At 71.2% G+C, this 14,672-nt stretch carries 9 protein-coding genes; 3 read left to right on the top strand and 6 right to left on the bottom strand.

The window, feature by feature from the left end:
* Positions 1 to 8: 8 nt before the first annotated feature.
* Positions 9 to 572, bottom strand: a complete 564-nt coding sequence (locus tag Q7W82_RS03930; protein ID WP_242157044.1) for an excalibur calcium-binding domain-containing protein — start codon at positions 570 to 572, stop codon at positions 9 to 11.
* A gap of 902 nt (positions 573 to 1,474) precedes the next feature.
* On the opposite strand from Q7W82_RS03930, the gene Q7W82_RS03925 reads away from it, so the two are divergent.
* A complete protein-coding gene (locus tag Q7W82_RS03925) occupies positions 1,475 to 2,362 on the top strand; it encodes a hypothetical protein (RefSeq protein ID WP_242157046.1) in 888 nt (295 codons plus the stop codon).
* 309 nt (positions 2,363 to 2,671) lie between these two features.
* Here Q7W82_RS03925 and Q7W82_RS03920 read toward each other — a convergent pair whose 3' ends face one another.
* Entirely contained in the window at positions 2,672 to 3,082 is a 411-nt protein-coding gene (locus Q7W82_RS03920) for a hypothetical protein (protein ID WP_242157048.1), read from the bottom strand.
* A 14-nt stretch (positions 3,083 to 3,096) separates the two neighbouring features.
* A complete protein-coding gene (locus tag Q7W82_RS03915) occupies positions 3,097 to 5,793 on the bottom strand; it encodes a bifunctional acetate--CoA ligase family protein/GNAT family N-acetyltransferase (protein ID WP_242157057.1) in 2,697 nt (898 codons plus the stop codon).
* Between the two features lie 620 nt (positions 5,794 to 6,413).
* Here Q7W82_RS03915 and Q7W82_RS03910 point away from each other — a divergent pair.
* Positions 6,414 to 8,252, top strand: a complete 1,839-nt coding sequence (locus tag Q7W82_RS03910; protein ID WP_242082920.1) for a monovalent cation:proton antiporter-2 (CPA2) family protein — start codon at positions 6,414 to 6,416, stop codon at positions 8,250 to 8,252.
* A gap of 485 nt (positions 8,253 to 8,737) precedes the next feature.
* On the opposite strand, the gene zwf is transcribed toward Q7W82_RS03910, so the two are convergent.
* Entirely contained in the window at positions 8,738 to 10,519 is a 1,782-nt protein-coding gene (gene zwf, locus Q7W82_RS03905) for a glucose-6-phosphate dehydrogenase (protein WP_242157072.1), read from the bottom strand.
* Positions 10,516 to 12,306 (bottom strand): glycoside hydrolase family 15 protein, encoded by a 1,791-nt coding sequence (locus Q7W82_RS03900; RefSeq protein ID WP_242157074.1) that lies wholly within the window; start codon positions 12,304 to 12,306, stop codon positions 10,516 to 10,518. The genes zwf and Q7W82_RS03900 overlap by 4 nt, the downstream gene beginning before the upstream one ends.
* Positions 12,307 to 12,427: 121 nt before the next feature.
* Here Q7W82_RS03900 and Q7W82_RS03895 point away from each other — a divergent pair, with 121 nt between their 5' ends.
* Positions 12,428 to 13,138, top strand: a complete 711-nt coding sequence (locus Q7W82_RS03895; protein ID WP_242157083.1) for a response regulator transcription factor — start codon at positions 12,428 to 12,430, stop codon at positions 13,136 to 13,138.
* A 62-nt stretch (positions 13,139 to 13,200) separates the two neighbouring features.
* On the opposite strand, the gene Q7W82_RS03890 is transcribed toward Q7W82_RS03895, so the two are convergent.
* Positions 13,201 to 14,577 carry an ATP-binding protein gene (locus Q7W82_RS03890; protein WP_242157087.1) on the bottom strand — a complete coding sequence of 459 codons (1,377 nt, stop codon included), beginning with the start codon at positions 14,575 to 14,577 and terminating at the stop codon, positions 13,201 to 13,203.
* Positions 14,578 to 14,672: the final 95 nt, after the last annotated feature.

Raw genomic sequence — 14,672 nt, 5'->3', positions numbered from 1 at the left:
GCCGGTCCTCAGCGCGCGCGCCGGCACCACTGCCGTTCGCACGGCACGCCGTCGTGGTTGCCGTCCATCTCCACGCCCGGGCAGTGCTGCAGGAAGTACACCGCTTCGGCGCACGAGGTCATCTGCGCGCAATGGGTGCGGCCGTCGCACTGGAATGCGGGCGCCGTCGCGGGCGTGGCCGGTGCGGTGGCCGTGCGCGAAGTGGGCGATGGCGCCGCCGCCGGGGTGGCGTGCGGTGCCGCCACGAAGCGCAGCGCCGCATAGCCGGCGAGTGCGAGCACCGCCAACAGCATCAGCACGCCGCGCCAGCGGCCGCGACGCGCGCGTGATGGGGCGGCCGCGCGTACTGGCGTGTCCGGTGCGCGACCAGGCCGCATCACCCGCAAGGCCCGCGGCCGTCCCTGCCCGTCGTGCTCCAGGTCGAAGGAGATCAGCTCGCCCACGCGCGGCGGCACGCCGTCGGCCGGGAACGCCGCGCGTTGCACCTCCACTTCGGTCTCGCGATGGGCCAGGCGCACCCGGCCGCAGCCGCGCGCTTCGTCCCACTGAATCAAGGTCCCGTGCGTGCGCATGGCGTCACCGCAAGAAGTGCATCGCCGCAGTGGACGCCGCCGTGCCCGGTGCGTCCCACCGTCCCTACCGCGCCTGCCTGCTCCCGCCAGGCGCAGCCCCACGCGCAGCATGCCATGGCCGCGCTGTCCGCGCCGGCCGGTCGCCACCGCGGCATGGAGGAGGCGGGCTACGTCGGCATGCCGCGTCGTCCGCTCAACGCTGCAGCGCCGGCGCGCGCAACTGTCTACCACCGGCTGCGCGGCGCTCGCTAGAGTCCGAAGCGTCGAGCAACGCCGACGCCCGCACACCGCGCGGCGCTGGCGATCGGCGCGCAACCCGGCATCGCGGCCGCCGCATGGCGCCGCCCCTGCAGCATTCGTCCCCCGATGCTGCCTGCCGGGCTCGCGCGTTTCCCCCACGCTCGACGCAACGGGGTCGTTCAACGCAGTTGCCTTCCACACGGGGTCAGGAGAGCGACATGGACATGTCTTCGGTCCGCTAGGCCGTTTTCACCGCATCGCCGCTTCCACCGCATCGCGTTCGCGCGGCGGCGGTGGACGCTGCACCTCCCACCGCGTCTCCCGCTTCGTCTGCGCGTGCAGGCGGATGCGGACGCCCGTGCCTGCGGCGTGGCCCTGGCGCGGCGGGAGTCCTTTCATCGCGGTCGCGCAGCAGCGCGGGCGTGCGACCGGTCCGGGGCCCGGGGATGTCCGGACACAGGACGCGGCATCGCCCGCACGCATCGACGCACACGACCGGAGGTCCATCATGCATCCGTCCCACACGCGCACCCTCGCCATCGCCGTCGCGCTGACCCTCGCCAGCGGCGCCGCCTCGGAAGGAAGCGCAGATCCAGGTCAAGCAACTGGCCCCGACCCAGCTCACCTCCGGGCAGACCTTCGCGGTCGGCATCTACAACGACGTGGGCGCCTACACCTTCGGCCAGGTGTGGAAGGATCCGCAGAACCCGGATCCGAGCTTCACCTCCAAGCCGAACAGCTTCCGCGACGGCACCGTGGTGTGCAAGGCGCTGTTCGCCGACGTGGACCTGAGCCAGGTGCCGTTCCTGCAGAACCCGGTGCTGTGGAACGCCTGGGTCACCAACAGCTTCAAGTCCGCCGATCGCGCGTTCAAGAAGGTGGCGCTGATCCAGATGGACTTCGCCGTACGCGACAGCCGCGTGCCCGGCACCGGCTGGATCTTCGGCACCTTCCAGTACAACGGCGCGGTCAGCGGCAAGCCCGGCTGGCAGAACCTGGTGCCGGTGGGCGTCATGTTTGGCAACGACCCGCAGAACACCGGCGACACCTACACCAACAAGCAGCCGACCCAGACCCGGATCAACCCGAACATCCTGCAGTCGGCGATCAACGCCAACGTGAAAGAACTGCCGCCGACCCACCTCGGCTGGAACGGCCGCCTCAACGGGCCGGTGGACAACCCGATCAGCTCCTGCATGAGCTGCCACATGACCGCCGAATCGCCGCAGCTCTCGCCGATGAACCCAACCTTCCAGGCCGACCAGAAAAAGATCCCGCCGGTCGGCTCCAAGGAATGGATGCGCTGGTTCCAGAACGTCCCGGCCGGGCAGCCCTTCGACGCGGCGGCCAAGAGCACCGACTACAGCCTGCAGCTGGCCGGCGGCATCGCCAATTTCTACGACTGGAAGTGCACCCAGGACGGCGTGTTCGTCAGCGGCGGCAACCTGTGCGAGCAGAGCAAGACGTCGCTGAAGCTGATGCGCTCCACCACGCCGCCGCCGACCGTGTACCCGGTCGAGCGCGGGGTGAGCAACCAGGAACTGGAGTAACCGTCACCACGCCTTGCCTGTCGCGCGCCGCTCGACGGCGCCGGCAGGCGGCCTGCGCAGAGCGCGGCGAAAGACGCAGGGATGCGTGGCGTCAGGCGTACTGGCGCCTGCGCTCGCTCAGCCGACCTGCTGCCCAACCTTCGCGACTCCTCCTGCACGACGTGCGTGGCGATCCCCTTCTCGCGTAGCAATCGACGCGCGCGCAGCAGCGTGTCGCCGTCGTAGTAGCGCGCGATGTACCTCATGATCGTCGCTGAACCCATGGGGAGCAGTGCCGATGAGCGCTGCGGGCTGCGCGGTCTACGGCACTTACAACGCGCACGAGCTCACCCGCGCCGCCAGGGTGAAGGGCACCTTGCCCAGGTCGCCAAGGCCCTCGACATCGAACGCATACACGCCCTTGGCCACGAGCGTCAGTTGCCCGTCGCGCGCGAGGTTGAAGGTCAGCATGTCGACGTCGACGGGGTGGTGCGCGCCGTCCAGGTAGAGCGAGCCGTCGATGTAGCCGGCGTGCGGGTTGCGCGGGAAGTCGAAGCGCTGGCCGGCCAGATCGCCGAGCCGGAGCGACGGCAGCGCGATGCCGTCCAGGCGGATCGCCGTATCCACGATCTCGCCGTCACGCAGGAACGGGCGCAGCAGGATCTCCAGCGCGGCAGCGTCCGGCTCGCCGGACAGGATCGCGTGGCGCGGCTGCAGGACGCTGGGCGAGAACGTCGACATCGCGGCGGCACCCGTCAGTGTTGCGCCACCGGCAACACCACGTCCATCAGCGTGGCGTCGTCCGGATCCGGCGTGGCCTTGAAGCCGAGTTGCTGGCACATCGCCAGCATGGTGCGGTTCTCGCGCAGCACCTGGCCTTCGACCACCTTGAGGCCGAGCCAGCCGGCGTACTCGATCATGATCCGCATCAGCTGCCAGCCGATGCCGTGGCCCTTGAGGTCGGAGCGGATCAGGATGCCGTATTCGCCGCGATCGTAATCGGCATCGGCATGCAGGCGCACCGCACCGAGCATGTCGCCGCTGCGCGGTTCGATCGCCACCAGCGCGATCGAGCGTGCGTAGTCGAGCTGGGTCAGGCGCGCGATGAACTCGTGGCTGAAATGCTTGACCGCCTGGAAGAAGCGCAGGCGCAGGTCCTCGTCGGTGACGCGGGCGAAGAAGCTGCGGAACAGCGCGTCGTCCTCCGGCCGCACCGGACGCACCAGCGCGGTGCTGCCGTCGTTGAGCACGATGCGCCGCTCCCACTCCTTGGGATACGGGAAGATCGCGAAACGCGGATGGCCGCGGCCCTTGTGCAGGCGCCGCGACGGCGCCACCGCCACCCGCGCATCGACCGCGATCACCCCGTCGCGGTCGGCCAGCAACGGATTGATGTCCAGTTCGCGGATCTCCGGCAGGTCGGCCGCCAGTTGCGCCAGCTTGACCAGCACCATCGCCACCGCACGTTCGTCGGCGGCCGGCACGTCGCGGTAAGCCTTGAGGATGCGGCTGACGCGGGTGCGGCCGATCAGTTCGTGGGCCAGGCGCAGGTCCAGCGGCGGCAGCGCCAGCGCCTTGTCGTCGATCACCTCCACCGCGGTGCCGCCGCGGCCGAACACGATCACCGGGCCAAAGGTCGGATCGTCGGCGATGCCGGCGATCAGCTCGCGCGCCTTCGGCCGCAGCAGCGAGGGCTGCACCAGCACGCCGTCGATGCGCGCATCCGGGCGCGCGGCGCGCGCGCGGGCGAGGATGCCCTCGGCCGCGTCGCGCACCGCCTCCACGCTGACCAGGTTGAGGCGCACGCCGTCCACGTCGGACTTGTGCGGGATGTCGGCCGAATGGATCTTCACCGCCACCGCCGAGCCCTGCGCCAGCATCGGCGCGGCCACCTGCGCCGCGGCCTCGGCATCGGCGGCGTGGGCTACGGCCGCGGTGGGAATGCCGTAGGCGGCCAGCAGCCGCGTGGTCGCCAGCGGATCCAGCCAGGTCTGCCCGGCGGCCAGCGCGGCATCGACGATGCCGCGCGCGGCGGCGGCGTCGAAGGCGAAATCGTCGGGCAGACTCGGCGGCGTTTCCATCAGCGCCGCCTGCGCCTCGCGGTAGCGCACCAGGTGCATGAAGCCGCGCACCGCGTCGGCCTCGGTGGCGTAGGTGGGGATGCGCGCGGCGTTGAGCGTGGCGGTGGCGCTCTCGTCGTTGCCCAGCCACACCGCGAACACCGGCTTGTCGCGGTGGTGGCGCGGGCGCTGGCCGAGGATGCGGGTCAGCGCCTGCGCCGCGTCGGCCGAGGAGGTGAACGCGGTGGGCACGTTGACCACCAGCACCGCGTCGTTCTCCGGATCGTCCAGCAGCGCGCCGGCGGCCGCGGCATAGCGCTCGCCATCGGCGTCCACCACGATGTCCACCGGATTGCGGTGCGACCACTCCTGCGGCAGCGCCGCGTCCAGCCGCTGCTGGATGGGCGCCGACAGTGCGGCCAGGGTGCCGCCGAGATCGGCCAGGGTATCCACCGCCAGGCGGCCGACGCCGCCGCCGTTGCTGAGGATGGCCAGGCGCCGGCCGGGGAAGGTGCTGAGCCGGCCCAGCGTCTCGGCCGCGGCGAACAGTTCGTCCAGCGCGCGTACCCGCAGCAGGCCGGCACGGGCGAACGCGGCGCCGTACACCGCATCGGAACTGGCCAGCGCCTGCACATGGGTGTCGGCGTTGGGATCGATGCGCAGCTGCCGGCCCGACTTCACCACCACCACGGGTTTGGCACGCGCGGCGGCGCGCGCGGCGGACATGAACTTGCGCGCGTCGCGGATGTGCTCGACGTAGAGCAGGATCGCACGGGTGCGGTAGTCGGTGGCGAAGTAGTCGAGCAGGTCGGCGAAATCCACGTCCAGCGCGTCGCCCAGCGAGACCACCGCCGAGAAGCCGACCGCGCGCGCCACGCCCCACTCCACCAGCGCTGCGGCGATGGCGCTGGATTCGGAGATCAGCGCCAGGTCGCCCGGCTGCGGGCAGTGCGCGGCGATGCTGGCGTTGAGCCGCGCATGCGGGGCGATCACGCCCAGGCAGTGTGGACCGAGGATGCGCAGGCCCTTGGCGCGCGCGGCGCTCTCCACCCGCGCCGCAGCCGAGCCCGGCCCGCTGCCGAGCCCGGCGGTGAGGATGATCGCCGCGGCGACGCCGCGCCGCGCGGCGATCGACACGATGCGCGGCACCATCCGCGCCGGCGCGGTGATCACCACCAGGTCCGGCACCCAGGGCAGATCGGTGAGGCGGCGCACCGTGGGTACGCCGTCGATCTCGCGGTAGCGCGGGCTGACCCAGCCGATCTGCCCGGGAAACCCGGCCGCGCGCAGGCTGCGCACCACCGCGCGCCCGGCCGAGCGCTCGCGCGGGCTGCCGCCGACGATGGCGACCGAGGCGGGGCGGAACACGGACTGCAGGTGATAGGTGCTCATGGCGGCGGCAGAGGCGAGCGAATGTGCTAACGGTACACGGCTGGCTGCGGCGCGGGGATGATCCAGGTCATCGATGCGGTGGTGCAGCCGATGCAGCGTCTGCGGCGACAGGGGTCGCTGTTGCGATGCCGACATCCGCGCGTCGGGGCTGAAGCCCCTCCCACAGGGGCGTCGGTCGGCTGCCCGGTGCTCACGGCTCGCGTGTGTCGCTGGGTCCAGAACGGCCCCGACCGCGGCACGTCATTCCTTGTGGGAGAGACTTCAGGGCACCTCGCATCAGCTGTGTTCGCCGCGCATAGCGCTCTCGTAGGAGCGGCTTCAGCCGCGACGAGGCTCTACCGGTAAGGAACGGTCGCGGCTGAAGCCGCTCCTACGCGTGTGCGCTTGTGCTTGCTCGAGGGCGCGCTTCGGGCGCGACGCGACCACGCCAGCAGGCCAGGCGACAGGGCAAACCCGGCGCTCCGGTCAAGGCGCCCCCCTCCACGCGAAGGCCCGCAGCACCGCTGCCTATATCCGCCCCCGACCTCTAGGATGCGCGGCGCCCAGCCGACACCCGCACACAGCCCGGGTCAGCAGACGGTCGCCTTGGCGGCCGCATAATGCGCCGATGGAGACGACTCGTGCATAGCGGCGGCCTGGAACTGGCGCTGGTGCTGCTGCTGGCCGCGGTGATCGCGGTGCCGGTGTTCAAGCGGCTGGGCCTGGGCGCGGTGCTGGCCTACCTGGCCGCGGGCGTGGTGCTGGGACCGGACGGACTGGGCTTCGTGCAGGACACCGAGCGCATCCTCAACGCCGCCGAGATCGGCGTGGTGATGCTGCTGTTCCTGATCGGCCTGGAGCTGTCGCCGGCGCGCTTGAAGGTGATGCGGCATGCGGTGTTCGGCGCGGGCTCGGCGCAGGTGGCGCTGACCGCGCTGCCGCTGGGTGCGCTGGCGCTGTGCATGGGCCTGAACTGGAAGAGCGCGCTGGTGATCGGCCTGGCGCTGGCGCTGTCGTCCACCGCGGTGGGCCTGCAGCTGCTGGCCGAGCGCAAGGCGCTCAACAGCGACTACGGCCGGCTCGGCTTCGCCATCCTGCTGTTCCAGGACCTGATCGCGATCCCGCTGCTGGCCGCGGTGCCGCTGCTCGGCGGCGCCAAGAACGACACCCTGACCTGGGCGGAAGTGGGCCAGGCGCTGGGCGCGCTGGCGCTGGTGGTGGTGTGCGGGCGCTTCGTGCTGCGCCACCTGTTCCGCACGGTGGCGCGCACGCGCATGCCCGAGGTGTTCACCGCCAGCGCGCTGCTGGTGGTGCTGGGCACTGCCTGGTTCCTGCAGAAGGCCGGCCTGAGCCCCAGCCTGGGCGCGTTCCTGGCCGGCGTGCTGCTGGCCGATTCGGAGTTCCGCCACGAGCTGGAGGCGCAGATCGAGCCGTTCCAGGGCCTGCTGCTGGGCGTGTTCTTCATCGCCGTGGGGATGGGCATCGACCTGGACCGCATCGTCGCCGAGCCGTGGCTGATCGCCGGCGCGGTGGCCACGCTGCTGCTGGTCAAGTTTGCGCTGCTGGCCGGCATCGGCCGCGTGCTGCGCCTGCCCTGGCGCAGCGCGCTGCTGCTGGGCAGCCTGTTGTGGCTGGGCGGCGAGTTCGCCTTCGTGGTGTTCACCGAGGCGCAGCGCGTGCGCCTGCTCGACGATGCCACCCACGACCGCCTGGTCGCGGTGGTCGGCGTGTCGATGGCGCTGACGCCGCTGCTGCTGATCGGCATGCAGCGCCTGCTCGGCGGCAGCGAGGCCGGCAAGGGCAAGCAGCCACAAACGCCGGCAGCGCAGTACGACACGGTGGAGACGCAGCGCGCGCAGGTGCTGATCGCCGGCATGGGCCGCTTCGGCCAGATCGTGGCGCGCCTGCTGACCGCGCAGCGCATCCCGTTCGTGGCGCTGGAACACAATCCGGACACGGTGGAGGACCTGCGCCGCTTCGGCAACCAGCTCTACTACGGCGACCCCAGCCGCCCGGACCTGCTGCGCGCGGCCGGCAGCGACGGCATCCGCCTCTTCGTGGTGGCGATGGACGACCCGGAGACCAACATCAAGACCACGCGGCTGATCCGCCGGCTCTACCCCAACGCCAGGGTGCTGGCGCGCGCGCGCAACCGCCAGCACGCCTGGCGGCTGATGGACCTGGGCGCCGAACCGTTCCGCGAGGTGTTCGCCTCCAGCCTGGAACTGAGCGAGCAGGTACTGCTCGGCCTGGGCCTGGATGCGGCCACCGCACGCGACCGCATCGCCCGCTTCCGCGAGCACGACACGCAACTGCTGCGCGCCCAGCACCTGGTCTACGACGACGACGCGGCAGTGGTGCAGACCGCGCGCGCGGCGCGTGCGGATCTGACCCAGCTGTTCGAGGCCGACGTCAACGATCCCACGGCCGGGCCGGCGGAGACGACGGGTGCGACAGGCGCGGAACAGCAGCGCAGTTGATGCGGGTGGCTTGGATGCTGCGACCGGAGCACGCGGCCAGCGGTGTCGCGGACGTGCGCTGCGTGATGTGCGCTCGTCGCTGCCGACAACGGCGGTCACGGTGGGTACGCCGTTGCCACGCACGGCGGAACGCGATGGGGATGCCGACGAGTCGCCGAGGCACCTGCCCACTGCGGCGTGGTGCGCGTGCAGTCGGGCGTGGTCGCGTCGGGGCTGAAGCCCCTCCCACAATTGCGATCGAAAGCTTCCGGCGCGGTGACGCCTGCTGGCTTCGACAACAGGGAACGATGGAACTCCGATGACCTGCCGGTTTGCCAAAGCCAATGCTCGGCAAGCGCGCTGTATCCGCACGCCATCAAGCCTTGCATTGTGGGAGGGGCTTCAGCCCCGACTGCAGGAGCCAGCCGCCATCGCTGCGCCGCTCCTGCTGACATGGAAGCATTTCCCCGAACACTGGCGCCCACGCCAGCGCCCGGGGCACCGCTTCAGCGCTTCCGTGCGGGACGCTTCGTGGCGCTGCCGGCCGCACGCTTGACGGCCTTCTTCGCGGTGGGCTTGGCGACCTTCTTCGCTGCCGATGGCTTTGCTGGCGCCGCGGCGGGCTTGGCCATGGTCGACTTGCGTGCCTTGGGCGAAGCGGAAGCATCGGCCGCCTTGGCCCCGCTGCGCTTCGGCGCCGGCGTCACCGGCCGGGTCTCGGTCGTGGCGGTGGCCTCCGGCGGACGCCGCGGCGGCGGGCGGCGCCCGGCGGTCAGGGTGCGCCAGGTGTGGCCGCCGTTGAGCGCCAGCAGCGCATCGGCCGCCGCCGGGCCGGCGCTGCCGGCCGGGTACTGCGGGGTTTCGTCGGCCGAGGTCTGCCAGGCGTCGAGGATCGGCTGCACGATGGTCCAGGCCGCTTCGACCATGGTCGCGTCCTGGAACAGGCCGGCCTCGCCGTGCATGCAATCCTGCAGCAGGCGTTCGTAGCCCACCGTGTATTCCTTGGGGAACCAGTCGCGGTAGCGGAAGTCCATGCGCACCGGCGCCAGGCTGACCCGCGCGCCCGGGCGCTTGACGTCGAACTGCAGCGAGATGCCCTCGTCGGGCTGGATGTGCAGCACCAGCCAGTCCGGGCCGTAGCCGCCGATCTCGGCGCTGCGCAGCGGCGCCAGCGGCGCCGGCTTGAAGCGGATCGCGATCTCGGTGGTGCGCTCGCGCAGGCGCTTGCCGGTGCGCAGGTAGAACGGCACGCCGGCCCAGCGCCAGGTGTCGACCTGCAGCTTCATCGCGACGTAGGTCTCGGTGTTGGAATCCGGCGGCACCGTGTCTTCCTCGCGGTAGCCGGGCACCGCGTTGCGGCCGATCGCGCCGGCCGCGTACTGGCCGCGCACCACGTCGGCGGGGCTCAGCGGCCGTACCGCCTCGATCACCTCGGCGCGCCGGCGCAGCATCGCCGCCGGGGTGAACGCCGCCGGCGGTTCCATCGCGATCATCGCCAGCAACTGGAACAGGTGGTTGGGCACCATGTCGCGCAGGCAGCCGGTGGGATCGTAGAAGCCGCCGCGGCCTTCCACGCCGATGGTCTCGGCCGCGGTGATCTGCACGTGGTCGATGCGGTCGCGGTTCCACACCGGCTCGAACAGGCCATTAGCGAAGCGGAAGGCGAGGATGTTCTGCACCGTTTCCTTGCCCAGGAAATGGTCGATGCGGAACACCTGGTCCTCGTCGAGCACGCGCCCGACGATGGCGTTGAGCTCGCGCGCGCTCTGCAGGTCGTGGCCGAACGGCTTCTCCACGATCACCCGGCGCCAGCCGCCGTTGGCGCTCTGCTTGACCAGCCCGGCCGCGCCCAGTTGCTCGATCACCGGCGCGAAGAAGCGCGCCGCGGTGGCGAGGTAGAACAGCACGTTGCCGCCGGTGCGGTACTGCGCGGCGACCTTGTCCAGCAGCGCGCCCAGGCTGCGATAGGTGCCGGCATCGTTGAAGTCGCCGCGCAGGTAGTGCAGGCGCGAGCGCAGCCAGCCCCACACCTCTTCGTCCAGGCCGTCGGCCTTGAACTCGGCATCGCGATCGGCCATCAGCCCACGCATCGCATCGCCGAGCATGCGCCGCCACGCCACTTCGCTGACCGCGCCGTGATCCACGCCGATCACCGCGAATTCCTCGGGCAGCGCGCCGCTGTGGCGCAGGTTGTACAGCGCCGGCAGCACCAGGCGCCGGGTCAGGTCGCCGCGGGCGCCGAACACCACGATCAGGCAGGGTGGGGTGGTCTGGGAGGCATCGCTCATGGATGGGTGTCCTGTTCGCCGATCAAGCCATGCAGGCGCAGCGCCGCGTGGACCAGCGCCACGTGCGAATAGCCCTGCGGGAAATTGCCGAGCATGCGGCCGCTGCGCGGGTCGTATTCCTCGGCCAGCAGGCCGACGTCGTTGCACAGGCCGAGCAGGCGTTCGAACAGCGCCTGCGCCTGCTCGCGGCGGCCCAGCAGCGCATAGTTCTCCACCAGCCAGAAGCTGCAGGCGACGAAGGTGCCCTCGCCGGCCGGCAGGCCGTCGCCGCTGTCGTCGTCGGCACGGTAGCGTTCGACCAGGCCGTCGATGCTCAGGCGCTCGGCGATGGCATCGGCGGTGGCGGCCACGCGCGGATCGTCCGGCGGCAGGAAGCCGACCAGCGGGATCAGCAGGGTCGCCGCGTCCAGCCGCTCGCTGCCGTAGCTCTGCACGAAATAGCCGTCGCGGTGCACGCCCTGCGCCAGCACCTGCGCGTGGATCTCGTCGGCCAGCGCGCGCCAGTGCGCGCGTTGCGTGGCATCGGCGTCGGTGACGCCGTCGCGCGCGCCGCAGTCGAACGCCAGCCACGCCATCACCTTGGAATGCACGAAGTGCTGGCGCTTGTCGCGGATCTCCCAGATGCCTTCGTCCGGATCGCGCCAGCGCTCTTCCAGCACCTCCAGCAGCTGCCGCGCCAGCGAGCGGCCATGCACCGCCGAGGCCATGCCCTCGTGGTGGCCACGGTGGAACGCGGCGATCACTTCGCCATAGACGTCGAGCTGGAACTGGCCGACCGCGGCATTGCCCACGCGTACCGGCGAGGCGCCTTCGTAGCCGGGCAGCCAGTCCACCTGCCATTCGGCCATGCGCCGCTCGCCGCCGATGCCGTACAGCGCCTGCAACTGGTCCGGCGACCCGGCCACGGTGCGCTGCAGCCAGCCATGGAAGGCGGCGGCCTCGTCGAAGTAGCCGGCCGCGCGCAACGCGGTGAGGGTGAACACCGCATCGCGCAGCCAGCAGAACCGGTAGTCCCAGTTGCGCTCGCCGCCCAGGCGCTCGGGCAGCGAGGTGGTCGGCGCGGCGACGATGGCGCCGGTCGGCAGGTAGCTCAGCCCCTTCAGCACCACCAGCGAGCGCCGCACCGCCTCGGTCCACGGGCCGGCATGCAGGCAACGGTGCGACCAGCCGTGCCAGAACGCCTCGGTCTGCGCCAGCGCCTGTTCCGGCTCCAGCAAGGGCGGCAGTTCCAGGTGCGAGGCGCCATGGCTGAGCACGAACCAGGTGCTTTCGCCGGCCTCCAACACGAATTCGGCCTCGGTGGCAAAGCCGTGGCCGTGCATGGCCTGCGGGCTGCGCAACGCGATCTGGTCCGGCCCGGCCACCGCCTGCAGGCCGCCGTCGATCTGCGACACCCAGGGAATGGTGCGCCCATAGTTGAAGCGCAACTGCAGCTGCATGCGCAGCGGCACCCGCCCGTGCAACCCGCGCACGATCCGCACCACGTGGTTGTGCAGCACCTCGTCGTGGCTGGCGACCATGAAGTCCAGCAGGGCCACCGCGCCGGTGTCGGTCTCGAACCGCGTCTCCAGCACCAGGCTGCCGTCGCGATAGGCACGGGTGCTGGTGAAGGCACCCTGCGGCGCGATCGCCCAGCGGCCGTGGTCGGGTTCGCCGAGCAGGGCCGCGAACAACGCGTCGGAATCGAAGCGCGGCAGACACAGCCAGTCGATCGAGCCGCAACGGTCCACCAGAGCCGCGCTGCGGCAGTTGCCGAGCATGGCGTAGTCTTCGATTCGCGAGGCCATCGTGGGCGCCGGGGCGGAGGAGCCGCGAGTCTGCCAGCGCCGGTGTTTGCGTTGCGTAATCGCCGCGCGGCGCCGTTCAGGCGCGCGCAAGCGACCGGCTGCCGCTACACTGCGCCTGCGCATGACTTCCGATCCCGCTGCCGCCGCCCTGCGCACCCTGGTCCTGGAGGACGATCCGATACTGCGCGATCGCATCCTGGTGCCGGGCCTGCGCCGCTTCGGCTTCGCCGCCGATGGCTGCGGCACCGGCGCGGAACTGCAGCAACGGGTGCAGCGCGAAGGTGCCGAGATCGTGGTGCTGGATGTCGGCCTGCCCGACACCGACGGCTTCACCCTGGCCGGCGCGCTGCGCCAGCAGTATCCGGACCTGGGCATCGTCATGCTGACCAGCCTGGGCCAGACCGAGGACCGCATCCGCGGCCTGACCGGTGGCGCCGACGCTTATCTGTCCAAGCCGGTGGAAATCGACCTGCTGGCCGCGACCCTGCACAGCCTGGCGCGGCGCGTGAGCGGGCGCCTGCCCGCGGCGCCGGCGCGCGGACGCTGGCAGGTCAGCGAAGACGGCTGGTGCCTGCTGTCGCCGTCCGGCGCTGCGGCCGCGCTGACCGGCAGCGAACGCCGGCTGTGCCTGCGCCTGCTCGAGCAACCGGGCCTGCTGGTGGCGCGCGAGGCGTTGATCGCCGCGCTCACCGACCGCGTCTATGACTTCGACGCGCACCGCCTGGATTCGATGGTGCACCGCCTGCGCAGCAAGGTGCAGCGCCGCTGCGGCGAACCGCTGCCGCTGGCCGCGGTGCACGGCCAGGGCTACATCTTCGATCCCGCCGGCTGACGCGCCCCTCGCCGGCGCGCGTCGCGTGGCGCGTTGCGCGGGCCGGCGAGGCCGCCCAGTCCCTACGCCGGCACCGACACAGGCGCCGGCACCGCATCGGCATGCGGCAGCACGATGCGGAAGCGCGTGCCCACGCCCACGGTGCTGTGCACCTGGATGCGGCCTCCGGCACGCACCACCAGGTCGCGCACCACCGCCAGACCCAGGCCGGTGCCGCGGTCGGCCGGCTTGGTGCTGTAGAACGGCTCGAACACCTGTGCGGCCACCTCCGCCGGCATGCCGTGGCCGTCGTCGGCGATCTCGATGACGGTGCCCTCCTCCGTGCTGGACACGGCGATGTCGAAATGGCCGCGGTCGGCGATCGCGTCGCGGCTGTTGGACGCCAGGTTCAGCAGCATCAGGTCGAACTGGCTGCGCTCGAAGCGGATCGGCGCCGGTGCCGCCGGTAGCGCGCAGCGCAGCACGATCCGCGCTTCCAGCAACTGCCGCAGCATCGGCTGCAGCGCCTCCACCGCGGCCGCGGCGTCGAAACGTTCGACATGCTCGGCATCGCGGCGGCTGAAGCGCAGCAGCCGGCGCACGATGGTCATGCCGCGCTCGGCCGACTCTTCCACCGCCGCCAGGCTGTCCTCCAGTTGCGCGATGCGCTGCGCGTCGCCGGCCAGATCGTCGTCGTGGCGTGCGGCGGCGAAGCCGGACATCACCGCCAGGATGTTGTTGAAGTCGTGGGCCAGGCCGCTGGCCATGCGCTCGGTGATCTCGCGTTTCTGCGCGTGGATCAGCTGGGTCTGCGCGCGTTCGCGCTCCTGCATCTCCTGCTGCAGGCGCTGGCCGCGCGCATTGGATTCGCGCAGGCTCTCGCGCAGCGCCTCGGTGGTGCGGTCCAGCAGCAGCGCCACCAGCAGGTAACTGAACAGCACCGGCAACACATTGAAGAACGCCTGGGCGGGCGTGTCGGCGAGCTCCAGCAGCGCGTCATGGCCGACGCCGACGCCGAGCATCAGCAGCAGCGCTGCGAACGTCACCCACAGCGCGCGGCGCCCGAGCACCAGGCCGGCCAGGATCAGCACCAGCATCTGCGCCAGCTGGTCCGGCAACTGCCGCTGGAACCCATGGATGGCGGCATTGACCAGCAGCGACCCGAGCATCGCCCCGAGCAGCAGCCGCACGCCACCGCGCAAGGCGCCATGGCGCACGCGCACGAAGCCGATCGCCGCGCACACCCCGATCAGCAGGCTCATGGTCAGCGAGATGAGCAGGCCGGGCTGCATCGGCTGCCCGCGCAGCTGTGGCCACGCCAGCACCAGCGCGATCACCAGCGTGGCCGGAATGGTCACCGCCAGGAACAGCAGCAGCAACTGGATCACCCGCGCATTGCGCCGATCCACCTCGTCCATCAGCGGCGCGCGGCCCAGCCAGTTCCAGAACGCCTTCGCCATGCCGCCGTGCTCCATTCCCGTTCAGTGAGAATCCGATGATGATCATGCGAGAACTTGCAGGTGACAAGCCGGTGACGGCGGGCCTAAGTTCGCAT

Origin of the sequence: Xanthomonas indica, from assembly GCF_040529045.1 — a bacterium.
Taxonomy (GTDB): Bacteria; Pseudomonadota; Gammaproteobacteria; order Xanthomonadales; family Xanthomonadaceae; genus Xanthomonas_A; species Xanthomonas_A indica.
This window is presented reverse-complemented; position numbering and strand designations above follow the sequence as displayed.